Raw genomic sequence first — 24,375 nt, 5'->3', positions numbered from 1 at the left:
ATCACGGCGGCCGGGCGCGGTTCGTGTCTGCGACTTTTCGACGATTGAGGGGATCGTATGACCGCCACACTTCTGGTGGCACAGACGTCGACCGCAGTGGCATCCACGATCGGGTTCGACTACCACTCGCTGTTCGACGGGTTCTGGGGTCTGACCATCGAGGGGCTGACCTACGGATCGGTGTACGCGCTTGTCGCAGTTGGATACACACTCGTCTACGGCGTGCTCCGACTGATCAACTTTGCGCATTCCGAGGTCTTCATGCTCGGCATGTTCGGTACCTACATCGGACTGCTGTTGTTGGGCTTCACGCCGTCGGGTAACACGTACTCCGAGGGGACGGTCATGACGATCGTCTACCTCGTCCTCGCGGGGATGTGCGGCATGATCGTGGCGGGCGGCGCGGCGGTCGGACTGGAGTTCGTTGCTTATCGGCCTCTGCGTCGACGCGGCGCGAAGCCGCTGGCGTTCCTCATCACCGCGATCGGAATGTCGTTCGTACTGCAGGAATTCGTGCATTACGTGCTACCGAAGTTCCCGGTCGACCCGCCGCTGGGCGGCTCAACGGCACAGCCGACGATCCGACTGGTTCAGCCGGTCGAGCAGTTCACGATCTTCGGCGCACCGGTGTTCAACATGACGATGGTGATCATCGGCTCGGCCCTGGTGCTGGCACTCGGCGTCGATTTCCTGATCAACAAGACCCGGCTGGGACGTGGAATCCGTTCGGTCGCACAGGATCCCGATGCCGCGCTGCTGATGGGCGTCTCCCGTGACCGCATCATCCTGGTGACCTTCCTCATCGGTGGCCTGTTGGCGGGCGCTGCGGCGCTGCTCTACACGCTGCGAGTTCCGACCAACATCGTCTACAACGGCGGCTTCATCCTCGGCATCAAGGCGTTCTGCGCCGCGGTGCTCGGTGGAATCGGCAACGTGCGGGGCGCCCTCTTGGGAGGCTTGTTGCTCGGTGTGATGGAGAACTACGGTTCGGTGCTCTTCGGAAATCAGTGGAAGGACGTGGTGGCCTTCGTTCTCCTGATCCTGGTGTTGATGTTCCGTCCAACCGGAATACTCGGTGAAAAGCTGGGGAAGGCGCGAGTATGACGACATCAGACAATGTGGCGTCAGAGAATGCGGCGTCGACACAATTGACCACGCCTCCGCCGCGCGGCCTCGGCGACCGGATACGTACTTGGTGGGACAGCCTGCCTCGCGTGCAGCAGTGGCTGCTCGGCGTACCGCTCATCATCCTTCTCGCGCTTCTTCCGGTCATCAAACCGCCACTGATCACGACGACGGCGACCAACTTCGGTGTGGTCATGGCGACGTTCGCCATGACGGCATTGATCGCCATCGGACTCAACGTCGTGGTCGGCCAGACGGGTCTCCTCGACCTCGGATACGTCGGCTTCTACGCGGTGGGCGCCTACGTCGTCGCGTTGCTGACGAGTCCGGCAAGTCCGTTGTGGGACAGCGAGGATCACGGATTCTTCTCGGGGCCATGGGCGTGGCTCGCGTGCGTCCCCCTCGCGATCATCATCACCGGTCTCACAGGACTGGTCCTCGGTACCCCGACCTTGCGCGTGCGAGGTGACTACCTGGCGATTGTCACCTTGGGATTCGGTGAGATCGTCCGCTTGCTTGCAGACAACCTGTCAGACATCACCAACGGTGCGTCGGGTCTGCAGGGTGTTCTGTTCCCCGAGCTCGGGCGGTCCGACGAGCATCCCGACGGCGTGTTCTCCGTCGGCAACAACAGCCCGACCACGAACTACGGTGTCTGGTGGTACTGGCTGGGAATCGTCGCGGTCATCCTCGTGCTGATCATCGTCGGCAATCTGGAACGCAGCCGCGTCGGACGCTCGTGGGTCGCGATTCGCGAAGACGAGGACGCCGCCGAGATCATGGGCGTGCCCACGTTCAAGTACAAGCTGTGGGCGTTCGTGATCGGCGCGGGTATCGGCGGGCTGTCGGGCGCGGTTTACGCGGGACAGGTGCAGTACGTCGATCCCAAAGCCTTCACCGTCATCAACTCGATGCTCTTCCTGTGTGCCGTCGTGCTCGGCGGACAGGGCAACAAGCTCGGCGTGATCGCCGGTGCGTTCATCATCGTCTACCTGCCCGCTCGGGTGCAGGGCATCGAGGTGGGCGGGCAGTCGCTCAGCGAGTTCAAATACCTGTTCTTCGGCATCGCCCTCGTGGTGCTGATGATCTTCCGGCCACAAGGTCTCTTCCCGGCGCGAGCTCGATTGTTGACTTTCGGTCGCAAGGTCTATGCCGCAGTCCGTCGTAACCCCAACCCGCTACCGTCGGGAAGTGAGGAGGCGCACGCATGACGCACAGGACACCTGACGAACCCGAAGGCGATCACACCGACGACACGACGCCGCGTGTCGATGTCAGCAAAGCGAATTCCGGTCCTGACAACGCCGAACAGATCGAGGAGGTGCTCGCCGACCCCGAGTCGACGGCCGTCGTCGATCCCGCCGCGGTCGACCCGCAACTCGCCGATCCCGAAGCTGTCGCCGAAGCCGTTGCGCCGCAACGAGACATCGCAACAGCGGAGGGTGAGCCGCTGTTGAAGGTCAACGGATTGACAGTCGAGTTCGGTGGACTGGCAGCACTTGACGACGTCACGTTCGACATCAAGCGCGGCGAGATCCTCGGCCTGATCGGACCCAACGGCGCAGGCAAGACGACGTGCTTCAACGCGATCACCGGGGTCTATCGCCCGACTCGTGGAACGGTGACATTCGACGGCGCGCCGTTGGGGAAGATGTCGCAGCACAAGATCACTCGGAAGGGGATCGCGCGTACCTTCCAGAACGTGCGGCTCTGGGGTGAGATGACCGCTCTGGAGAACGTCGCCGTCGGCACCGACGCCCGACACAAATCGTCTGTCTTCAGCGCGATCATGCGCACACCCCGGCTGTACCGCGAGGAACACGACGCCGTCGACCGCGGGATGGCGCTGCTCGAGTTCGTCGGAATCGGTGCGCGCGCGGCCGAGAAGGCGTCGAATCTCCCGTACGGAGACCAACGTCGGCTCGAGATCGCTCGCGCATTGGCGACCGAACCCAAGCTGCTGTGCCTCGACGAGCCTGCGGCGGGCTTCAATCCGAGCGAGAAGTCGGCGCTGATGGAGTTGATTCAGAAGATCCGTGAGGACGGCTATACCGTGCTGCTCATCGAGCACGACATGCGCTTGGTCATGGGAGTGACCGATCGCATCGTCGTCCTCGAATTCGGCCGCAAAATCGCCGACGGATCACCGCGTGAGGTTCGCGAGAATCCCGCCGTCGTCGCTGCATACCTGGGAGTTCCAGATGACCAAATCGCCTGACCTCAGCAAGGATTCGGCTTCGACGACCTCCAAGGCGCCGGTGCTGGAGATGACCGACGTCGTCATTCACTACGGCCGAATCCAAGCGCTGCACGGCATCTCGCTTCGTGTCGACGAGGGCGAGCTGGTCACTCTCCTCGGAGCCAACGGCGCAGGAAAATCCACCACGATGCGCGGGATATCCGGTCTGCTCAAACTGAGTCAGGGAGACATCAAGTTTCACGGTGAGTCGATCACCAAACTGGCCCCGCACGAGCGAGTGGCACGGGGAATCATCCAGGTTCCCGAGGGCAGGCACATCTTCCCTGGAATGACCGTGCTCGAGAATCTCGACATGGGTTGCTATGGAAGGAAATTCGACTCCAAGGCTGCCTACAGTCAGGCTCTCGACCAGGTCTTCGACCTGTTCCCGAGGTTGGCGGAACGACGTAAGCAATACGGCGGCACCATGTCCGGTGGCGAGCAGCAGATGCTCGCGATCGGTCGTGGACTGATGGCGCGCCCCAATCTGCTGCTACTCGACGAACCGTCAATGGGTTTGGCGCCCATGGTGATTCAGCAGATCTTCTCGATCATCGCGCAGATCAACGCTGAGGGAACCACGATCTTGCTCGTCGAGCAGAACGCTCAGCAGGCATTGAGCCGATCTGACCGGGGCTACATCCTGGAGACCGGCACGATTCTGAAAGAAGGGCCGGGCAAAGAGCTACTCGTCGACGATGCGGTGCGTGAGGCGTATCTCGGCGTAGCCTGACGCGGTGACCGCCTACGCCATCGAGGGCTCATCGGACAACAAGCTCGTCAGCGAGATACTCGGAGAGGCGTTCGCCGACGATCCGGTGATGCGGTGGTTGCAACCCGACACCACCAGGTACGCGGCCCTGTATCGCGCGTTGTTGACCGCGGGTCACGGCTCGCGCGGACGTCGCGACGTGTGCTTCGACGGCGACCGCGCAGTCGGCGCCGCGGTGTGGGACCCGCCGGGGTTTCGGCCCTCGAGCGGCCGCCAACTGTTGGCGGTTCCGCGCTTCCTCTCGGCTCTGGGCGGGCGCTACCGTCGCGGCCAGCTGCTCGAGGAGATGTTCGCCGGGTATCGGCCGCGCGAACCGCACTGGTACCTGGCATTTGTCGGTGCCACCGTGCATGGGCGCGGCGTCGGAAGCACGCTGCTGCGCGCCGGGATGGAGTCGGTCGTCGGCCCCGCGTATCTGGAGAGCTCGAATGAGGCGAACATCCCGCTGTACGAGCGATTCGGTTTCACAGTGACCGCAGAGGTGACGCTGCCTGAGAACGGACCTACGGTGTGGCCGATGTACCGCCGCGCGCCTGGCTGAGGATTCGCAAGGGGCCGCGGACTTGCCGGGGGTGAGGCGTGTCGGGAGGCGTCACTAGACTCAGCGGTGTGAGTCCTGCGCAGAGTGCACCCGTGAAGAGTTCCGACGGCACAGCCGCTGCCGGCAAGGCCGCGCCGTCGACGTCGTCGCGATCGAGTCAGAAGGGTGGCAAGGATAAGCGTCAGCCGACGTTGATGCTGCTCGACGGGCACTCTCTTGCCTACCGGGCTTTCTTCGCACTTCCCGCCGAGAACTTCAAAACTGCGGCCGGGCAGACGACCAACGCGGTCTACGGCTTTACCTCCATGTTGATCAACCTGCTCCGCGACGAGGAACCGACACACGTCGCAGCGGCGTTCGACGTCTCGCGCAAGACCTTCCGCTCGGAGATGTTCCCCGAGTACAAGGCACAACGATCCAAGTCGCCCGACGAGTTCAACGGGCAGGTCGATCTGACCAAAGAGGTTCTCGACGCCCTCGGAATCCCCGTCATGGCGATCGAGGGCTACGAGGCCGACGACATCATCGCGACACTGGCCACGCAGGCAGAAGCGCAGGGCTACAAGGTGCTCGTCGTCACCGGCGACCGTGACTCGCTGCAGCTTGTCGACGACTCGGTGACGGTGTTGTACCCGCGCAAGGGCGTGTCGGAGCTGACCCGCTTCACACCCGAAGAGGTCGAGAAGAAGTACGGGCTCACACCCACGCAGTATCCCGACTACGCGGCGCTGCGCGGCGACCCGAGCGACAACCTGCCCGGCATCCCGGGCGTGGGGGAGAAGACGGCGTCGAAGTGGATTCGTGAGTACGGTTCTCTCGCTTCACTCATCGATCATGTCGACGAGGTGAAGGGAAAGGTCGGCGACGCATTGCGTGCGCACTTGGCGTCGGTGCAGACGAATCGCCAGCTCACCGAGCTCGTCCGCGACATGCAGTTGCCCGCGACTCCCGACGAGCTGGCGATGGTCGGCTGGGACCGTGACCGCATCCACCAACTCTTCGACGACCTTGAGTTCCGTGTCCTGCGCGATCGTCTGTTCTCGACGCTCAGTTCCGTCGAACCGGAAGCGGAATCAGGGTTTGAACTCGACGGGTCGATCCTCGGCGAAGGTGAGGTTCGCGACTGGCTCGACGCGCACGCTCGTACCGGTCGCAGCGGCCTCACGGTCACCGCGCCGCATCAGGTCGTCGGCGCTGACGTGACCGGTGTCGCGATAGCCGCGGCCGACGGTTCCTCGGGCTACGTCGACGTCACAGCGCTCGGACCGGACGACGAGAAGGCGCTCGGCGAGTGGTTTGCCGATTCGTCGGTCGAGAAGGCGCTGCACGAGACGAAATGGGCCATCCACGCGCTGCGGTCGCGCGGGTGGACGCTCGCCGGCGTCACCAGCGACACCGCCCTCGCCGCGTACCTCGTGCGGCCCGGCCAACGAACCTTCAACCTCGACGATCTCGCGCTGCGCTACCTACGACGCGAACTGCGAGCCGACGATGGCGCCGACTCCGGTCAGCTCTCGCTCCTCGACGACGATGGCGGGGCGGGCAAGATCGCCGAGCAGGCGATGCTCGAAGCGCGAGCTGTCGCCGAACTCGCCGACACCCTCGACACCGAGCTGGACCGCATCGACTCCAAGCCGCTGCTCACCGAGATGGAGTTGCCCCTGCTGTTCGTGCTCGCCGACCTCGAGGCCGCGGGCATCGCGGTCGACGTCGAGCACTTCGGGCAGCTCGAGGAAACGTTCTCCGAGCGCATCCGGACGGCCGCGGAGGCCGCCTACGAGGTGATCGGCGAGCAGATCAACCTCGGCTCTCCCAAGCAATTGCAGACGGTGCTGTTCGACAAGTTGGACATGCCCAAGACCAAGAAGACCAAGACCGGATACACGACCGACGCCGACGCGCTGCAGACCCTCTACGAGAAGACCGAGCATCCGTTCCTCGCGTATCTTCTCGAACACCGCGATGCCACGCGACTCAAGGTGACCGTCGACGGTCTGCTCAAGTCTGTGGCCGACGACGGCCGCATCCACACGACCTTCAACCAGACCGTCGCGGCGACGGGTCGTCTGTCGTCGACCGAACCCAACCTGCAGAACATTCCGGTCCGTACGGAGGCAGGCAGGGAGATCCGTCACGGATTCGTTGTCGGCTCCGACAACGGCCCCGGCGGGACCGGCAAGCCCTACGAGACGCTCATGACGGCTGACTACAGCCAGATCGAAATGCGCATCATGGCTCACCTCTCCGGCGATGCAGGCCTCATCGAGGCGTTCAACACCGGAGAAGATCTCCACAACTTCGTCGGGTCACGAGCGTTCGGAGTGCCGATCGACGCGGTGACCACCGAGATGCGGCACCGCGTCAAGGCAATGTCGTACGGCCTCGCGTACGGACTCTCGGCGTTCGGGCTCGCGGCGCAGCTGCGGATCAGTCGCGACGAAGCCAAGGAACAGATGGAGGCCTACTTCGACCGCTTCGGTGGAGTGCGGGACTACCTCCATGACGTCGTCGTCGAGGCACGCCGAAACGAGTACACCGCAACGCTTTTCGGTCGACGCCGCTATCTGCCCGACCTCAACAGCGACAATTGGCAACGGCGCCAGGCGGCAGAGCGGATGGCGCTGAACGCTCCGATCCAGGGCACGGCCGCCGACATCATCAAGGTCGCCATGATCAACGTGCACAAGCGCCTCGCCGCCGAGAAGCTTGCCTCCCGCATGTTGCTCCAGGTCCACGACGAACTCGTCGTCGAGGTCGCCGAGGGCGAACGCGAACAGGCCGAGAAGGTGGTTCGTGAAGAGATGGGCAACGCTATCGATCTGTCTGTGCCACTGGAGGTTTCGGTCGGCTTCGGTCGCTCGTGGGACGACGCCGCGCACTGAGGCGGGTCGCTCAGGTCCGGGATGCGCGGGCCAGTTCGCTCTCGAGGCCGGTGATGGCCAAGTCGACCGTCAGCTCGAACGCCTCATCAGCGCGCACACGTCCCGTTGGCGCCGCTGACAATGCGCGCCCGAGGGCGCTGTCAGCAGCGACGCCGTCGACCGACCACACCTCGTCGGGTGCGCCGACGTCGAGCGCCGACCCGAGCGCGATGGTGTCGAGAAATGTGATGACGTGCAACACCCGATCGATCGGGAACCCGGCGTCGACGAGCTTCTGCGCCAATCGGTCGTAGCCGCGCAGCACTTCGGGTGCGCGGACCGTTTGCGCCGTGAGTGCGCGTACCAGTTCGGGGTGGGCGCCGAAGCCTGCGCGGTATCCGATCAGCCACTGCCGAACCACCTCGCGCCAGTCCTCGGGCCACACGATCGCCACCGAGAGTTCCTCGGCGATCACCCCGCGGATGAGCTCGAGGAGTTGCTCGCGGCTCGCCACGTGGTGATACAGCGACGACACCGCGACATTGAGGCGCTTCGCAATGCCGGGCATGGTGAACGAGCCGTCGGAGTCGAGCGCATCGAGTGCCGCTCGGGCAATGGTGTCCGGGTCGAGGATCGGCGTGTGCGGTCGAGGCATTCCGTAAGCCTAGTGACTCGCCGTATGCCTGATGTTCGCCGCAGCCTCGACGCTCTGGCGGTTCAGGCGTCCACGTGGTCGGCGCGATGCACCACATCGCCTCCGACCATGGTCAGCACGATCGGGGCGTCGGCGAGCTCGTCGGGCGGGCACCGGAGCGGATCGACGGCGAACGCGGTGAGATCGGCGCGGTGGCCGACCGCGATGGCTCCGGCGTCGCGGGCGCCCTGTGCGCGAGCGGCGTGGCTGGTGTAGCCCTCGAGCGCCATGCGAGCGGTGAGTGCCTGTCCGGGAAGGATCGGCGCATCGTCGACATGTCCCGCACGGCGTCGGAGTTGGGCGTCGGCCATGATCGACCGGGCGTCGAAGGGGGCGATCGGCCAGTCCGAGCCCAACGCGAGGATCGCCCCCGCGTCACGGATGTCGCGTGTGCGGAATGCGCGGTCGGCGCGTTCGGTGCCGAGTCTTTCCGACCAGTTGTCGGAGTGATCGGCGCGCGTGTAATGGGTGCAGTGGGTCGGCTGCATGCTCGCCACCACCCCCTGCTGCGCGAAGCGGTCGACGAGGTCGTCGGGGAGCGTCTCGATGTGTTCAATCCGATGCCGTGCGCCCGACGGGAGTTCTGGTAGGTCAGCGAGACTGTCGAGGGCGTAGCGGATTCCGGCGTCGCCGATCGCATGAGTCACCGTGGGGACGCCCCGCTTGGCCAAGTAGCGGAGCGCGTGTCGGTACTCCGCTGGGTTCGGCCACAGCGGTGCGGTTGATTCGCCGTGAGAGTCGGGAGTATCGAGCCATGCGGTACCTCCGTCGATGGTTCCGTCGACCATGAACTTGACGCCGTCGACGCGCCACCGCCTGCCACCGCGACGCTGCAGCTCGACGATGTGGTCGAGTTGCTCGTTATCGGTGCCGGGCATGCAGAAGGGAGCGAAACGGAGCCGCATGGGAAGTTCGATGTCGGCTTCGAGTGCGGTGACGAGCTCGCCGCTGTCGCCCTCGAAGTCCATGGCGTTCGCTGACGTCAGTCCGGCCGCAGCCATGGAGCCGAGCAGATCGGTGAGGCGTTGTCGGCGTTGCTGCGCCGACTCGAGCGGTACGACCGCGGAGACGACGCTGACCGCCTCCAGTTCCAGCAGGTGACCCGTGGGAATGCCGTCCTGGCAGACGATTTCGGCGTTGCCGCTGAATGCCCGTGGGCCGTCGACGCCCGCGATGCGCAGTGCCGCCGGGGTGGCGAGTGCTGAATGACCGTCGAAGAGGTAGAGCAGGGCGGGCAGGTCGGGTCCCAACGCCGTCACCACCACGTCGGACGTGACTGGTCGGCCACCGAACGCGTTGGGATCGAGGCCCCAACCCCGCACCCAGCCGTCGACGACGCGGGCGGTCCGCAGAGTCTCGACGAGTTGATCGAGGTTGTCGACGCCCGAGAGGTCGACGCCTGCCGAGATGTCCAGTCCGAGAACAGGATGGATGTGCCCGTCGATGAGGCCGGGGGTGAGGGTCGCGCTACCCAGGTCGACGATCTGAGTCGACGCAGAGATGTAGGTGGCCAGCGAATCCGCGTCACCGAGAGCGCAGATCCGCCCGTCGGAGATGGCGACAGCGCTGTGGCCTTGTTCCTCTGTGAGCGTGTGGATGGTCTCGGCGAGGATCACGGTGTCGGCTCGGTGTGTCATGGTCGTCCCTGGTTTCGGAGGTAGTGGTCGGCTTGTGGATTCGGCGTTGGAGATTCAGCGTTCGGTGGCGGCGTGCGGGTCGTCGTAGAGGCCACCGATGCGGGCATACACGCGAGGTACCCGTGCGCGGAAGTAGAGTGCCGCAACGATTCCGAGGAGGAACACCACCCCGACGCTGCCGACGAGTGCCGTGTTCGCCGCGGTTCCCATGTTGGTCAGCAACTTGATGTTCGCCACGAGTACCAGCAATGCGAGGGTGAGGAGGATCGTGCTGAGCACACCCGCGATCATTCCTATCCGCTCGGCCCGGACGTAGCGCTTGCGTACGAAGTATGCGACCACGGCCAGCGATGTGATCACCTGCAGCGCAATGATTCCCACGATTCCCGGGGTGTTGAGGACCAGGAGGAGTTGATAGTAGGGATCTGCACCGGCCAGGCCGAACGCTGCGATGACGACGGCGGCGAGGATGGTCTGCAGATTGCCTGCGCGAGAAGGGGATTTGTACACGGGATGGGTGCGGTCGAGGATGCGTGGCAGTGCGCCGTCGCGTGCGAGTGCGTACGTGTAGCGGTTGATGGCGTTGTGAAACGCGATCTGCGAAGCCAGTGCGCTCGTGACGATGAGCAGCGACATCACGTCGGTCGCCCAGGTGCCCACGTACGTCGTCATCGCGGTGAAGAAGAGGTCGGCGACGTCGTCACCCGCGGCCTGCTGCACCTGAGCCGCGCCGAATGCCTGGACGATCGCCCAGACGATGAAGCAGTAGAAGACGGCCATGAATCCGACTGCCCAGTACGTGGCGCGGGGGATGGAGCGGTCGGGGTCGCGAGCCTCGGAGCGATAGAGGGCCGTCGACTCGAATCCCATGAACGCCGCGAATGCGAAGGCCAGTACACCTGCCATTCCGGGAGCGAAGATCGCGTTGGGAGTGAAGGTGGAGAACTCGATACCGTGGGCGCCGCCCTGGACGACGATCGCGACGGCGAGCACCAGCAGGATGCCGGTTTCGAGGGCGAGCAGAAGTCCGAGGAATCGTGCGCCGACGTCGATTCCCCGACGTCCGACGAACCACACGATCGCGATCGCGACGAGCGCGAGGACTGGCCAGGGGATGTCGACGCCGAGCACCCGCGAGATGGCGTCGTGCGTCTGAACGGCGAGGAGTCCGTACACGCCGATCTGGAGTGCGTTGTACGAGACGACTGCGAGGAAGCCCGACGCGAGTCCCGTGACCCGTCCGAGGCCAAGCGTGATGTAGGAGTAGAAAGCGCCTTTGCCGCCGGTTGCCCTGGTCATCGCCATGAACGCCACCGCGAACACGGCGAAGCTGATTCCGGCGGCGAGATAGGCGACCGGCGCACCGACGCCGCCGATGGCGAGAGCCAATGGCGCGACCCCAGCCATCACGGTCAGCGGGGCCGCTGCCGCGATCACCATGAACGCGATCGACGGCGCACCGAGCGCGTCCTGTTTGAGGTCGACTCCCGCGGGTGGTGGCGAATCGACAGCGGCAGGTGGGGTGACGAGTCGGGATGGATCTGCAGTGCTCATGAGGAGCCTTTCGAGAGCGACGCCCTACGTGAGCGTCGTCGAAGAGAATGGCGGCTGGCCTGCGGCGTTGAAAGCCAAACCGAATGATATTCGGTTTCTAGCTATGCTGAGGTGGCTCGCCGGAGTTGTCAAGCGTTCTGGCAATATTTGCGAAATGAGCAGGGAGACTCGACTATCGATCGGTGTACTCGACGGCGACGGGATCGGGCCGGAGATCGTGCCGGTGGCCGTCGGCGCGGCGAGTGCTGCAGGCGCGCAAGAAGGCGTCGAATTCGATTGGGTCCCTTTGCCTCTCGGTCGTGGCGCCATAGCTGAGCACGGCACGCCGACGCCGCAATCGACGCTCGCGGGTCTCGACGAACTCGACGTGTGGATTCTCGGCCCGCACGACTCTGCCGGCTATCCCGAGCAGTTCCGCGGCACCCTGACCCCTGGCGCGATGATCCGTAAGCGATTCGGGCTGTATGCGAATATCCGGCCGTGTCGGGCGTATCGCGGCGTAGCCGCAACCGCACCTGACATCGACGTGGTGATCGCGAGGGAGAACTCCGAGGGGCTCTACGCCGACCGGAACATGGCCGTCGGCAGTGGCGAGTTCATGCCGACACCAGATCTTGCGCTCGCCGTCGGAGTGATCACCCGAGAGGCGAGTCGTCGAATCGCTCGAGAGGCATTCCGGCTCGCCAGGCAACGCTCACGGCATGTCACCATCGTGCACAAGGCGAACGTCCTGCGACTCACGACAGGACTCTTCCGCGACGCGTGTCGCGAAGTGGCGGTGGACTTTCCCGACGTCGACGTCGACGAGCAGCATGTCGACGCAATGGCGGCACTGCTGGTCCGCAGGCCGGCGGACTTCGACGTGCTCGTCACCGAGAACCTCTTCGGCGACATCCTCTCCGATCTCGCCGGTGAGTTGGCGGGATCGCTGGGCATGGCCGGTTCGGTGAACTGCTCGTCGACCAAGGCCATGGCGCAAGCCAGCCACGGTGCGGCGCCCGACATCGCCGGACGCGGAATCGCCGATCCTGTCGGCATTCTCGCCTCGACGGCGATGATGCTCCGATGGTGGGGCGATCAGCGAGCCGACGCTGCGCTGACGGCCTGCGCTGCGAGAATCGACGACGCCATCGACGTCACTCTGGCGGCCGGCATCCGCACGGCCGATCTCGGCGGTACCGCGACCACGACAGAGTTCGGTGCCGCGGTCGTCGAAGCGATCGACCGCGGCACCGAATCAGCTACTGGAGCCTGATCAGCTGATGGGTCCCAGCGTGTTGCCGGTGGGAATTCCCGAGCAATAGGTTGCGGGGCGCCCGGCGAACCGGTCGGCCAGGAACTTCTCCGCGTCGGGTGCCCAGGGCAGGAACGCATCGAAGTGACTGAGCTTGGGATAGGTCTTGTACTGCGTCGGTACTCCTTCGCGGCAGTACTTCGTCGCCAATCCCTGCACGTCGCCGTCGATCATGATCCCGTCGCCGGTTCCGTCGACGTTGCCGACACCGAGGAACATCGGATTCCTCGGCTTGCCGACCCAACCCATGATGTTCTGGTTGAAGGCTTGCGGGATCCCGGGGACGGTCAACAGTCCCGGATACTGCGGTAGCAGCAATTGTGTGTCGGTCAGTCCTGGATATTTGGTCGCGAAGTTGATCAGGCACTGCCCCTGGGTCTCCGCGAGTGTTTGGGTGCCCTTGGGGGACAGGTACTGGCCGATGTTGAGGTCGAAGGTCGCGTTGTAGACGTTCATGAGCGCGGGTATCACGCCGGCCCACTGCTTGCTGCCGTTGACATAGGGCAGGTTGTGCGACGGCTGGACCAGGACTCCACCCGCGGCCGCGCCGACGATACGGAGTTCGGGAGCGTAGGTCGGGGCGAGGTCGGCACCGAAGCCGGTGGGCACCGATCCGCCCGAGTAGCCGAAGAGTCCGACCGGCGTCGACGAGGGCAGGCGTAGGTGTCGCTCAGCGGTACGAATGCTGTCGAGAGCGGTTTGTGCGGATTCGCGTCCCATCGTCCAACGCATCTTCAGGCCCTCGTAGTCGGGGACTACGACGGTGTATCCCTGGGCGAGAAATGAACCGATGATGATGTCGTCGAATTCCGGTCCGCGGCCAGTGTTGCCGCCGCGGAGGGCGTATGAGGGATCGCATTGGGACCCGAGCGCGTCATAGGGGGAGTGATACGAGATCAGCTTTCGCGGCCCGGATGTCGGCGGTTCGATGATGGAGGTGACCGCTGCCGTCGGCTTGCCGAACTGATCGGTTGTGCGGAACAGGATCTGCGTCGCAACTGCCGGAAACCGCTTGTCGCCGTACGAAAGCTGGACGACGCGGGTCTTCAGCGGTGCGCCGGGGGCGACGTGAGTGAGATCGCGTTGAGTCCCGTAGAAGGGATCTTGCGACGGCGGCTTCAACGGACTCGCGGAAGCTGTGCCGGGGACGAGGAAACCGGTGAGCGTCGCAGCCAACAGGGCCGCCACAAATCCAGACAAAGCGACCCAGAATGGCCGAGGAAGGCGTTTCACGGTCGGAATGGTAATGCGATTAATGATTCGCCGCAACATTTAACGTGTATCCATCAATTCACGCTTTTTCGACAATGTTCGCGTGGAGAAGTTTATTGATCGGACACGTTGTGTTCATGCCCGACCGTGCGACTCGGGCCGGTCTGACCTAAGCGCCCGGCAGTACCGGTACTCGGATGCGTCCTCGAGCCGAGCGCAGTTAATCCTGCGTAACTACCGGGTGGATTCAACGCTGAGCCAGTAAGTTACTTCGAAGTGCCGACGGTGTGTCGGTGTGTGGTCTCGAGGCGCCCACAGGGGTGCCGGGGGAAGGATTTCGATGCGACTTCAGCGATCGACACGTGCGCGATCATGGCGATTCGGTGGCCTGTTCGCCGCACTGGTGGCAGTGCTGGCTTTGGTACTCGCCGGATGTACGAACAACGAGTCCGACGAGGGGTCGGCCGGCGGCGCGGCCAGCTCGTCGAAGGCCGTCGAGGCGACCAAGGTCGATTCCATCGCCGCGCTTGTGCCTGAACCGATTCGGCAGTCAGGCCAGCTCATCGTCGGTGTCAACGTTCCCTATTCCCCCAACGAGTTCAAGGATCCCTCCGGCAAGATCGTCGGATACGACGTGGATCTGATGAACGCGGTCGCCGCAGTGCTCGGTCTCAAGCCGGAGTACAAGGAAGCCGACTTCGACAAGATCATCCCGGCAATCCAGCAGGGCACCTACAACGTGGGCATGTCGTCGTTCACCGACAGCAAGGAGCGCGAGCAGCAGGTCGACTTCGTCACCTACTACAACGCCGGTGTGCAGTGGGCGCAGCAGGCGGGCGGCAACATTGACCCGAACAACGCCTGCGGCAAGCGAGTCGCGGTGCAGTCGACCACCGTCGAGGACACCGACGAGGTTCCTGCCAAGAGCAAGGCGTGCACCGACGCGGGTAAGCCTGCCATCGAGAAGGTCAAGTTCGACAGCCAGGACGAAGCGACCAACGCTCTCGTGCTCGGCAAGGTGGATGCGATGTCGGCGGATTCGCCCGTGACCGCCTACGCGATCAAGCGCTCGGACGGCAAGCTCGAGGCCGCAGGCGGAGTATTCGACTCGGCACCCTACGGCTACCCGGTGCAGAAGGGGTCGTCGTTGACCCAGGCGCTGCAGCAGGCTGTTCAGCACCTCATCGACAACGGTCAGTACAAGCAGATCGCCGAGAACTGGGGCGTCGAAGCAGGCGCGATCCAGAAATCTGTGATCAACGGCGCGGTCAGCTGATCCGTGTCGACGCCGTCTGACGGCCGAGTCGGGGTCGACTCCGCGAAAGCGGAGCCGACCCCGATCAAGGCCGTACCGCTCAAACATCCCGGTCAGTGGATCGCCGCGGCGATCGTGCTCATCCTTGTCGCCCTGTTCGTCTACGGCGCGGCCACCAACAAGGCTTACGCGTGGGACACCTACGCCAAGTACCTGTTCGACACCCGCATCATGTCGGGTGTCGGGTACACACTCGCGCTGACGGTCCTGTCGATGGTGATCGCGATCGTGCTGGGCGTCGTGTTGGCGATCATGCGACTGTCGCCGAATCCGGTACTCCGTTCGACGTCGTGGGTCTATCTATGGGTGTTCCGCGGTACGCCGGTGTACGTCCAGCTCGTGTTCTGGGGTCTGTTCCCCTCGATCTACAAGCGCATCGACCTCGGTATACCGTTCACAGTTCAGTTCGCGCACTTCGACATCCAGTCGCTGAATGCTGCTTTTCTGTTCGCGGTCATCGGCCTGGCCCTCAACGAGGCCGCCTACATGGCGGAGATCGTGCGTGCGGGTGTGTCGTCGGTGGGAGAGGGGCAGACCGAGGCGTCGGTGGCGCTGGGTATGACGTGGTCGCAGACCATGCGCAGAACGGTGCTCCCGCAGGCGATGCGCGTGATCATCCCGCCGACGGGCAACGAAGTCATCAGCATGCTCAAGACCACGAGCCTCGTGGCGGCGGTGCCGTTCAGCCTCGAACTGTACGGTCGTGCTCGTGACATCTCGGGCGTGATCTTCCAGCCGATCCCGCTGCTGATGGTCGCGTCGACCTGGTACCTCGTGGTCACGAGCATCCTGATGGTCGGGCAGTACTACCTGGAGCGGTACTACGCGAGGGGTGCGAGTCGCGAGTTGACCAACAAGCAGCGCAAGGCGCAAAGCACGTTAACGCAATCGAAAGGTGCGCCACACGGGGGAGGTGGTCAGGTATGACGGCTTTAGAAGTAGCTTCAGCGACACCGATGGTGCTGGCCGACCGGGTGTGTAAGAGCTTCGGTACGACGCAGGTGCTCAAAGGCATTTCGTTGGAGGTCGAGCGCGGCGAGGTCCTGTGCATCATCGGTCCGTCGGGCTCTGGCAAGTCGACATTCCTGCGTTGCGTCAACCATCTCGAGGAGGTCAACGCGGGACGGCTGTACGTCGACGGCGATCTCATCGGCTATCGCGAACGCGGTGGCAAGCTCTACGAGATGAGTCCGAAGGACGCGGCCAAGCAGCGTCGTGACATCGGCATGGTGTTCCAGCACTTCAACCTGTTCCCTCACCGGACGGTAATCGAGAACGTGATCGAGGCGCCGACTCAGGTCAAACGAAAGAACAAGGCCGAGGCCACTTCTCGCGCCGAATACCTGCTGGAGCGCGTCGGACTCGCCGACAAGGCGCAGTCGTATCCGTCGCAACTCTCCGGCGGACAGCAGCAGCGCGTCGCCATCGCCAGAGCACTGGCCATGGAGCCGAAACTGATGCTCTTCGACGAGCCGACGTCGGCGCTTGATCCCGAACTGGTCGGTGACGTGCTGGGCGTCATGCGCGAACTCGCAGCAAGTGGAATGACCATGCTCGTGGTCACCCACGAGATGGGTTTCGCCCGCGAGGTGGCAGACCAACTGGTGTTCATGGACGGTGGCGTCGTCGTCGAACAGGGCGATCCACGAGAGGTGCTGGCCAATCCGCAGCACGAGCGGACCAAGACCTTTCTGTCGAAGCTGTTGTGATCGATTCCGCTGTCGTGAATTCTGCTGGGATCAGCGGGGTTTAACGCAGCAGAACACCGCGGTGCCCGGAAAGTACTGTCCCCGAAGCGGACTCCACTGACCCCACTCGTTCTCGAGGTCGTCCGGCCATTCCGGCTCGACGATGTCGTCGAGGATCAGTCCGGCAGCGCGGATGTCGCGGACTCGATCGCCGATGGTGCGGTGATGCTCTACGTAGGTCACCGTGCCGTCGGCGTCGACCTCGGAATAGGGCGTTCTGCTGAAGTACGGCATGGTGACGGTCAGCCCCGCAGGGCCTGGATCGTCGGGAAACATCCAGCGCATGGGGTGATTCACCGAGAAGACCCAGCGGCCGCCCGGCCGCAGGACGCGTGCGGACTCGGCCATCACCCGGGCGGGTTCGGCGACGAAAGGCACTGCGCCAAACGACGAGAACGCGATGTCGAAGCTCTCGTCGGCAAAGGGCAGCGACTCCGCGGTCGCCTGAACGAGCGGTACGGGCGGTTCGTCGAATCGCTTCATGGTGGCGAGCCCGTGCGCGAGCATCTTCTGCGACAGATCGAGTCCGACGGCGCGGGCACCTCGGGCGACGAGCCACCGTGAACACGGCGCGGAACCGCACCCGATCTCGAGAATGTCGCGGCCGGCGACGTCGCCGAGCAGGTGAACGTCGGCCTCTCGCAATCGTTCTGGTCCCCACACGAACTCGCCGCCACGCGTGTCGGAGCCGAGGAAACCGCCGTGTTCGCGGTGATAGTCCTGCGCCTCTGCATCCCACCAGGCGCGGCTCGCGGCATCGCTCGTCGACGAATCGATACGGCCGAGCAGTCGCGGCGCGTGGGGAGTCTCGTCGTCGCCGATCACCTGACTGAGTTTAGAGATGGCGGAGCCATCGGCGTTCAAGCCGGCGCAGCCATCGACCGGCCGGGAGTCATGAGGCCGAACCCGAACCGTCGGGATACTCATCGAAGACGACATCTGTTCGACTGTCGCCGTCCCAGCGTCGGATCGCGGTGATGGTCGCGCGAATGCCTCCATCTTCGGTAGCACCGGCGCGAATGCCGCGAGGGGGCAGATCGAGCGCGGCCACGACGTCGGCGAGGACGTCGGAGTGCACACGGCGTGCCATCGTGACGTGTGGGGTCCAGGAGCCCGGGAGTGAGTGGGAGAAGACGCCCGGCTCGTCGTCGGCGGTGAACGCATGTCCGGACAGCGCCTCGACCAGCTGCAGGTGGGCGGTCAGCAAGCGGGCGGTCGGCACCACCAGCAGTGCGACGACGAGGCGGTCGCCACGGCCGAAGATCAATGGCGCGCCGATGGTCACCGGGATCGGAAGTGCTGCGGTGCACTGGCGTACTGCCCGGTCGGCGGCCGGGTCGATCCGTCGAGTCGCGGCGGCCGTGACGTGCGGGCGGTTGGTGGGCGAGGGGTTCGTGCCTGCGTTGGGCAGGTGAGACGCCGCGAGGGCTTCCCAGAACATGCGCAGGCGAACCTCTGACTCGTCGTCGAAGAGGAATTCCACCGAATGCGCCAACGTTGCACCCCTCGCCTGTCGTGGTGTCCCGGCCCGTGTCATTTGCACGGTGGCGGGATGCGCTCAGAAGTGGTATTTGCCCAGCACAACGCCGCTAGAGTAAGGTAGACAAAGCGCGTGGAGGCATCTTTCGCGCAGTTCAGCTTGTCGTCACCTGGACGTCACCCTCGTGTGATGACCTGGGAGGACGCAGCTCGGTGGCACTGTGATCGAGCCGCGCGTCGCCTGACATCGCTGTTCAAACAATGTGAACTGTACCTACTACATACCTGTCCGGAGCAACTCAACATATGTCGTCCCCCACGATCACCTCGCCGCAAGTAGCCGTCAACGATATCGGCTCGGCTGAGGACTTCCTCGCAGCCATCGACTCCACGATCAAGTACTTCAACGATGGCGACATCGTCGAAGGGACCATCGTCAAGGTCGATCGTGACGAGGTTCTGCTCGACATCGGTTACAAGACCGAAGGCGTGATCCCTTCTCGCGAACTGTCGATCAAGCACGACGTCGACCCCTCTGAGGTCGTCAACGTCGGTGACGAGGTCGAGGCCCTGGTTCTCACCAAGGAGGACAAAGAAGGCCGCCTCATCCTGTCCAAGAAGCGCGCGCAGTACGAGCGTGCCTGGGGCACCATCGAGGAGCTCAAGGAAAAGGACGAGGCCGTCAAGGGCACCGTCATCGAGGTCGTCAAGGGCGGCCTGATCCTGGACATCGGCCTGCGCGGCTTCCTCCCGGCATCGCTTGTGGAGATGCGTCGTGTGCGCGATCTGCAGCCGTACATCGGCAAGGAGATCGAAGCCAAGATCATCGAGCTCGACAAGAACCGCAACAACGTGGTGCTGTCGCGTCGTGCATGGCTCGAGCAGACCCAGTCCGAGGTCCGCAGCGAGTTCCTGCACCAGCTCCAGAAGGGCCAGGTCCGTAAGGGCGTCGTGTCCTCGATCGTCAACTTCGGTGCGTTCGTCGATCTCGGCGGCGTCGACGGTCTGGTCCACGTTTCCGAGCTCTCCTGGAAGCACATCGATCATCCGTCCGAGGTCGTCACCGTTGGTGACGAGGTCACCGTCGAGGTTCTCGACGTCGATCTCGACCGCGAGCGTGTGTCGTTGTCGCTCAAGGCAACTCAGGAAGACCCGTGGCGTCAGTTCGCCCGCACCCACGCGATCGGTCAGATCGTGCCGGGCAAGGTCACCAAGCTGGTTCCGTTCGGTGCGTTCGTCCGCGTCGACGACGGCATCGAGGGCCTCGTCCACATCTCCGAGCTGGCCGAGCGCCACGTCGAGGTCCCGGACCAGGTTGTCGCCGTCGGCGACGACGCGATGGTCAAGGTCATCGACATCGACCTCGAGCGTCGTCGTATCTCGCTGAGCCTCAAGCAGGCCAACGAGGACTACACCGAGGAGTTCGACCCCTCGAAGTACGGCATGGCCGACAGCTACGACGAGCAGGGCAACTACATTTTCCCCGAGGGCTTCGACGCCGAGACCAACGAATGGCTCGACGGTTACGAGAAGCAGCGTGAAGAGTGGGAGAACCGCTACGCCGAGGCCGAGCGTCGCCACAAGATGCACACCGCGCAGATCGAGAAGTTCGCTGCTGCCGCAGCCGAGGCCGAGAAGGCCCCGCAGGACTACTCGTCGGCATCGTCGGAGAGCCGCAGCGCTTCGTCGAGCAGCGCTCCCGCATCGTCGGGCGGCTCGCTTGCCAGCGACGAGCAGCTCGCCGCACTGCGCGAGAAGCTGTCGGGCAACGCCTGATAGTTGCGTCTCGCACGTAAACGCCAAGAGCGCCTTCCGGATTCGTCCGGAAGGCGCTCTTGTCTTTGTGTGTGTGAGATTCGCGCTGCGCTCCCGGCCCGCTGAGATCGCCGGTCGGATCACCCGATCGGCCGGCCGTTTGCCACACTGGACCTCGTGATCCGTGTAGGGCTCTCCGGCGGCATCGGAGCCGGCAAATCGACCGTGGCCAAGACCTTCGTGGAGCGGGGTGGATATCACATCGACGCCGACAAGATCGCCCGCGAGGTCGTCGAACCCGGAACGCCCGGCCTGACGCAGTTGGTCGAGGCTTTCGGCGACGACATCCTGGCCGCTGACGGGACGCTTGATCGGCCAGCACTGGCAGCCAAGGCGTTCGTCGATGACGAGAGTCGACAGAAGCTGAACTCGATCACGCACCCGCTGGTCGGTGCGCGTACGCAGGAACTGCTCGCCGAGGCGCCGTCGAATGCCATTGTGGTGCAGGATATCCCGCTGCTCGTCGAGGGCAACATGGCTCCGTTCTTCCATCTCGTCGTGATCGTGGGGGCAGACGAGGAGCTGCGCGTCCAACGGTTGACCGAGTTGCGCGGCATGCCCGAGGACGACGCACGCGCCCGAATCCGCGCCCAGGCCACCGACGAACAGCGACGGGCCGTCGCCGACGTCTGGCTCGACAACTCGGGCACACCAGACGATCTCGCGGACGCTGCCGCACAACTCTGGGACGAGCGGTTGGTGCCATACGAGGAGAATGTGCGCTCCCGGACGATCGTCCCCGGCCCGTTGGCACTGGCCGATCCCGAGCCGGCATGGGCGGCCATAGGTGCGCGACTGGTCAATCGACTGTGGGCGATCGTCGGCGACAAAGCGTCGGCGATCGATCACATCGGGTCGACGGCGGTGCCGGGGCTGATCGCGAAGCCGACGATTGACATCCAGATCACCGTCGCCGACCTCGACGTCGCGGATGCTCTGGCCGACGTGCTGGCCGACGGCGGGTTCCCGCGTAATCCAGAGACCACGAGCGACCGGCCGAAGCCGGATCCGGAGACCGGCTCGGTCGATGACGGCCTCTGGGGCAAGAGGTTCCACGGTTCGGCCGATCCCGGGCGGTCGGTCAATGTGCATGTGCGGGCGCAGGGATCACCGGGCGGTCGGTTCGCCGTCGAGTTCCGCGATTGGTTGAGGTCAGACGCCGCAGCACGTGACGAGTATGCCGAGATCAAGCTGGCCGCAATGGCCGCTGCAGACGGCGACCGCGACGCGTACGTCGCGGCGAAGGAACCCTGGTTCGATCGGGCATATGCGCGAGTCGCCGCCTGGCGTGCCGGTCGTCGGGAGACGTAGCGACGTCAGTCGTCGAGCCACGACACGCGGCCGCCGCTCGCGGTGTCGAGCCACTTCTGGATGTCGTGGTCATGTTCGGCCGCACCCACCAGTGCCCGCCGTGCGATGTGGACGGCCTCCTCGCACTCGGCGGTCGACAACAGGCTCGCTGCGTGTGCGTCGAACAATTCGTCGACGTCGATGAGTTCGAGTGGGCGACCGGGAACATCGACGAGGTCGAGGTACCAGTCCGCGGCGTGCCAGCGGCCATCGTCGTCGGGACCGTGGAAGCGTCCTATGTCGAGGTAGAGGCGCTGCCCAGTCCGATGCCCATCGACGAAGTGGAAGATGTTCGCGCGAAGTCCGAGTGCGGGAAGCAGCCAGGACTCGAGGTGACTGAATCTGGGGTGATCGGCAGTGCGCGACATGTAGAGACCGAACGCTGTCTCCTCGTATCGGTCCACCGGTCGGACGAACCCCTTGTTGTCCGTATTGGTCATTGCAGGAACGTCGAAGATCTCCCGCTTCGGCGGGTGCAGATCGGACATCGTCACACCTTAACCGCAGGTCACGGGGTGTGCGTGAATCCGGAACAGATTTGTCATAGGTCGCGTTTACCCTGGCACTATGGCTTTTGCTACCGAACACCCGATTCTCGCGCACTCCGAGCACCGTCCCGTCGGTGCCGTCGAACGTACCGAGGGTCGGTTCGAGGTGGTCAGCGAGTATGAGCCCGCAGGTGACCAGCCCAAAGCCATCGACGACCTCGAACGTCGTATCGGGGCGGGGGAGCGCGACATCGTCCTACTCGGCGCCACCGGCACCGGTAAATCCGCGACCACCGCGTGGTTGATCGAGCGGGTCCAGCGCCCGACGCTCGTGATGGCACCGAACAAGACACTTGCTGCGCAGCTCGCCAACGAACTTCGAGAAATGTTGCCGCACAACGCTGTCGAGTACTTCGTCTCGTACTACGACTACTACCAACCCGAGGCGTACATCGCCCAGACCGACACGTACATCGAAAAGGACTCGTCGATCAACGACGACGTCGAACGCCTGCGGCACTCCGCGACGTCGAGTCTGCTGTCACGACGCGACGTTGTGGTCGTGGCATCGGTGTCGTGCATCTACGGCCTCGGCACGCCGCAGTCCTACCTCGACCGTTCGGTCGAGGTGGAGGTCGGCGACGAGATCGACCGCGACGCACTGCTTCGGTTGCTGGTCGACGTGCAGTACACACGTAACGACATGTCGTTTACCCGCGGAAGCTTCCGTGTCCGCGGCGACACCGTCGAGATCATCCCGTCGTACGAAGAGTTGGCGGTGCGGATCGAGTTCTTCGGTGACGAGGTCGAGGCGCTCTACTACCTGCACCCACTGACCGGTGATGTGGTCAGACAGGTCGACACGCTGCGCATCTTCCCCGCGACGCACTATGTCGCGGGACCTGAGCGCATGGAGAAGGCGATGACGAGCATCGAGGAAGAGCTCGAGGCGCGCCTCGCCGACCTCGAGGGCAAGGGCAAACTCCTCGAGGCGCAGCGCCTGCGCATGCGCACCAGCTACGACCTCGAAATGATGAGGCAGGTCGGGTTCTGCTCGGGCATCGAGAACTACTCGCGCCACATCGACGGCAGACCGGCGGGCAGCGCCCCCGCAACGCTGATCGACTATTTCCCCGACGACTTCCTCCTCGTGATCGACGAGTCGCATGTGACGGTCCCGCAGATCGGCGGCATGTACGAGGGCGACATGTCGCGCAAGCGCAATCTGGTCGACTTCGGGTTCCGGCTACCCTCCGCGGTCGACAACCGTCCGCTTACCTGGGACGAGTTCGTCGGTCGTATCGGGCAGACGGTCTATTTGTCCGCGACGCCGGGCGCGTACGAACTCGGCCAGTCCAACGGAGAGTTCGTCGAGCAGGTGATCCGCCCGACCGGGCTGGTCGATCCGCAGATCGTGGTGAAGCCGACCAAGGGGCAGATCGACGACCTGGTTCACGAGATCCGTGATCGCACAGAGCGCGACGAACGCGTGCTGGTGACGACATTGACCAAGAAGATGGCAGAAGATCTCACCGACTACCTTCTCGAACTCGGTATCCGTGTGCGCTACCTGCATTCCGAGGTCGACACGCTACGAAGGGTCGAGTTGCTGCGGCAGCTCCGATCGGGTGAATACGACGTGCTGGTCGGTATCAACCTGCTGCGCGAGGGACTCGACCTTCCCGAGGTGTCGCTCGTCGCGATCCTCGACGCCGACAAGGAGGGATTCCTGCGGTCGACGACATCGCTGATCCAGACTGTCGGGCGTGCTGCCCGTAACGTCTCGGGTGAGGTGCACATGTACGCCGACACGGTTACCGAGTCGATGCGCAACGCGATCGAAGAGACCGAGCGTCGTCGTGAGAAGCAGGTGGCCTACAACAAAGAACACGGCATCGACCCGAAACCACTGCGCAAGAAGATCGCCGACATCCTCGATCAGGTGTACCGCGAAGCGGAGGATTCGGCAGTCGACGTCGGTGGCTCCGGCCGCAACGCCAGCCGTGGACGGCGAGCGCAGGGAGAAGTCTCGAAGGCGAAGGGCGGCTCCGCGGGGGTCGTCGAGAAGCGAGATGTGGGATCGATGCCACGAGCCGAGCTCGCCGATCTCGTCGCGCAACTCACGGAGCAGATGATGAGCGCGGCTCGCGATCTGCAGTTCGAACTCGCCGGAAGGCTGCGCGACGAGATCGCAGATCTGAAGAAAGAGCTGCGCGGCATGGATGCCGCCGGAATCAAGTAGTTGGCACTC

At 64.2% G+C, this 24,375-nt stretch carries 20 protein-coding genes; 13 read left to right on the top strand and 7 right to left on the bottom strand.

Features of this window, described 5'->3' with window-relative positions:
- The first annotated feature begins 57 nt into the window (after nt 1-57).
- The 6 genes from RND64_RS12705 (at nt 58) to polA (ending at nt 7,559) form a co-directional block, all read left to right on the top strand.
- A complete protein-coding gene (locus tag RND64_RS12705; RefSeq protein ID WP_049698160.1) occupies nt 58-1,104 on the top strand; it encodes a branched-chain amino acid ABC transporter permease in 1,047 nt (348 codons plus the stop codon).
- Nucleotides 1,101-2,336, top strand: coding sequence for a branched-chain amino acid ABC transporter permease (locus RND64_RS12700; protein WP_049698159.1), 1,236 nt, complete (start codon nt 1,101-1,103; stop codon nt 2,334-2,336). The genes RND64_RS12705 and RND64_RS12700 overlap by 4 nt, the downstream gene beginning before the upstream one ends.
- The gene (locus RND64_RS12695) at nt 2,333-3,343 is read left to right on the top strand and encodes an ABC transporter ATP-binding protein (RefSeq protein ID WP_049698158.1); all 1,011 of its coding nucleotides are present in this window, start codon (nt 2,333-2,335) and stop codon (nt 3,341-3,343) included. The genes RND64_RS12700 and RND64_RS12695 overlap by 4 nt, the downstream gene beginning before the upstream one ends.
- Nucleotides 3,327-4,097: an ABC transporter ATP-binding protein gene (locus RND64_RS12690; RefSeq protein WP_049698157.1), complete on the top strand. Its 771-nt coding sequence runs from the start codon at nt 3,327-3,329 to the stop codon at nt 4,095-4,097. Before RND64_RS12695 ends, RND64_RS12690 begins: the two co-directional genes overlap by 17 nt.
- Before the next feature lie 4 nt (nt 4,098-4,101).
- Complete coding sequence (locus RND64_RS12685) at nt 4,102-4,677, top strand: GNAT family N-acetyltransferase (RefSeq protein WP_049698156.1); 576 nt, start codon at nt 4,102-4,104, stop codon at nt 4,675-4,677.
- Between the two features lie 68 nt (nt 4,678-4,745).
- A complete protein-coding gene (polA, locus tag RND64_RS12680; RefSeq protein ID WP_049698155.1) occupies nt 4,746-7,559 on the top strand; it encodes a DNA polymerase I in 2,814 nt (937 codons plus the stop codon).
- Between the two features lie 10 nt (nt 7,560-7,569).
- Here the strand turns inward: polA and RND64_RS12675 are convergent, their stop codons facing one another.
- The 3 genes from RND64_RS12675 to RND64_RS12665 all read right to left on the bottom strand — a co-directional run bounded on the left by RND64_RS12675 (nt 7,570) and on the right by RND64_RS12665 (nt 11,423).
- Nucleotides 7,570-8,193 (bottom strand): TetR/AcrR family transcriptional regulator, encoded by a 624-nt coding sequence (locus RND64_RS12675; protein ID WP_049698154.1) that lies wholly within the window; start codon nt 8,191-8,193, stop codon nt 7,570-7,572.
- A 62-nt stretch (nt 8,194-8,255) separates the two neighbouring features.
- On the bottom strand, nt 8,256-9,869 hold the full coding sequence (locus tag RND64_RS12670; RefSeq protein ID WP_049698153.1) for an amidohydrolase: 1,614 nt from the start codon (nt 9,867-9,869) through the stop codon (nt 8,256-8,258).
- Between the two features lie 54 nt (nt 9,870-9,923).
- Nucleotides 9,924-11,423 carry an APC family permease gene (locus RND64_RS12665; RefSeq protein ID WP_049698152.1) on the bottom strand — a complete coding sequence of 500 codons (1,500 nt, stop codon included), beginning with the start codon at nt 11,421-11,423 and terminating at the stop codon, nt 9,924-9,926.
- Between the two features lie 154 nt (nt 11,424-11,577).
- On the opposite strand from RND64_RS12665, the gene RND64_RS12660 reads away from it, so the two are divergent.
- Nucleotides 11,578-12,678 carry an isocitrate/isopropylmalate dehydrogenase family protein gene (locus tag RND64_RS12660; protein WP_049698151.1) on the top strand — a complete coding sequence of 367 codons (1,101 nt, stop codon included), beginning with the start codon at nt 11,578-11,580 and terminating at the stop codon, nt 12,676-12,678.
- On the opposite strand, the gene RND64_RS12655 is transcribed toward RND64_RS12660, so the two are convergent.
- Nucleotides 12,679-13,950 (bottom strand): lipase family protein, encoded by a 1,272-nt coding sequence (locus tag RND64_RS12655; RefSeq protein WP_053117407.1) that lies wholly within the window; start codon nt 13,948-13,950, stop codon nt 12,679-12,681.
- 319 nt (nt 13,951-14,269) lie between these two features.
- On the opposite strand from RND64_RS12655, the gene RND64_RS12650 reads away from it, so the two are divergent.
- Genes RND64_RS12650 through RND64_RS12640 form a run of 3 tightly spaced genes read left to right on the top strand, consistent with a single transcriptional unit; the run spans nt 14,270 to nt 16,953 of the window.
- Nucleotides 14,270-15,205, top strand: coding sequence for an ABC transporter substrate-binding protein (locus RND64_RS12650; protein WP_197494437.1), 936 nt, complete (start codon nt 14,270-14,272; stop codon nt 15,203-15,205).
- A 3-nt stretch (nt 15,206-15,208) separates the two neighbouring features.
- Entirely contained in the window at nt 15,209-16,171 is a 963-nt protein-coding gene (locus RND64_RS12645; protein ID WP_049698149.1) for an amino acid ABC transporter permease, read from the top strand.
- Entirely contained in the window at nt 16,168-16,953 is a 786-nt protein-coding gene (locus RND64_RS12640) for an amino acid ABC transporter ATP-binding protein (protein WP_276525305.1), read from the top strand. Before RND64_RS12645 ends, RND64_RS12640 begins: the two co-directional genes overlap by 4 nt.
- Before the next feature lie 30 nt (nt 16,954-16,983).
- On the opposite strand, the gene RND64_RS12635 is transcribed toward RND64_RS12640, so the two are convergent.
- Nucleotides 16,984-17,814: a class I SAM-dependent methyltransferase gene (locus RND64_RS12635; protein ID WP_200903232.1), complete on the bottom strand. Its 831-nt coding sequence runs from the start codon at nt 17,812-17,814 to the stop codon at nt 16,984-16,986.
- A gap of 70 nt (nt 17,815-17,884) precedes the next feature.
- Entirely contained in the window at nt 17,885-18,487 is a 603-nt protein-coding gene (locus RND64_RS12630) for a 2'-5' RNA ligase family protein (RefSeq protein ID WP_049698147.1), read from the bottom strand.
- Nucleotides 18,488-18,777: 290 nt separating this feature from the next.
- Between RND64_RS12630 and rpsA the strand changes: the two genes are divergently transcribed.
- Both rpsA and coaE read left to right on the top strand, forming a co-directional pair.
- Entirely contained in the window at nt 18,778-20,247 is a 1,470-nt protein-coding gene (rpsA, locus tag RND64_RS12625; protein WP_049698146.1) for a 30S ribosomal protein S1, read from the top strand.
- Between the two features lie 156 nt (nt 20,248-20,403).
- The gene (coaE, locus tag RND64_RS12620; RefSeq protein WP_049698145.1) at nt 20,404-21,597 is read left to right on the top strand and encodes a dephospho-CoA kinase; all 1,194 of its coding nucleotides are present in this window, start codon (nt 20,404-20,406) and stop codon (nt 21,595-21,597) included.
- 5 nt (nt 21,598-21,602) lie between these two features.
- Here coaE and RND64_RS12615 read toward each other — a convergent pair whose 3' ends face one another.
- Complete coding sequence (locus RND64_RS12615; protein ID WP_049698552.1) at nt 21,603-22,124, bottom strand: DUF402 domain-containing protein; 522 nt, start codon at nt 22,122-22,124, stop codon at nt 21,603-21,605.
- Nucleotides 22,125-22,203: 79 nt separating this feature from the next.
- Between RND64_RS12615 and uvrB the strand changes: the two genes are divergently transcribed.
- Nucleotides 22,204-24,366 carry an excinuclease ABC subunit UvrB gene (gene uvrB, locus RND64_RS12610; RefSeq protein ID WP_049698144.1) on the top strand — a complete coding sequence of 721 codons (2,163 nt, stop codon included), beginning with the start codon at nt 22,204-22,206 and terminating at the stop codon, nt 24,364-24,366.
- Nucleotides 24,367-24,375: the final 9 nt, after the last annotated feature.

Source organism: Gordonia sp. w5E2, assembly GCF_036540975.1.
Lineage (GTDB): Bacteria > Actinomycetota > Actinomycetes > Mycobacteriales > Mycobacteriaceae > Gordonia > Gordonia jacobaea.
Note: the sequence above shows the minus strand (reverse complement) of the source record. Positions and strands in the feature narration are given on the sequence as shown.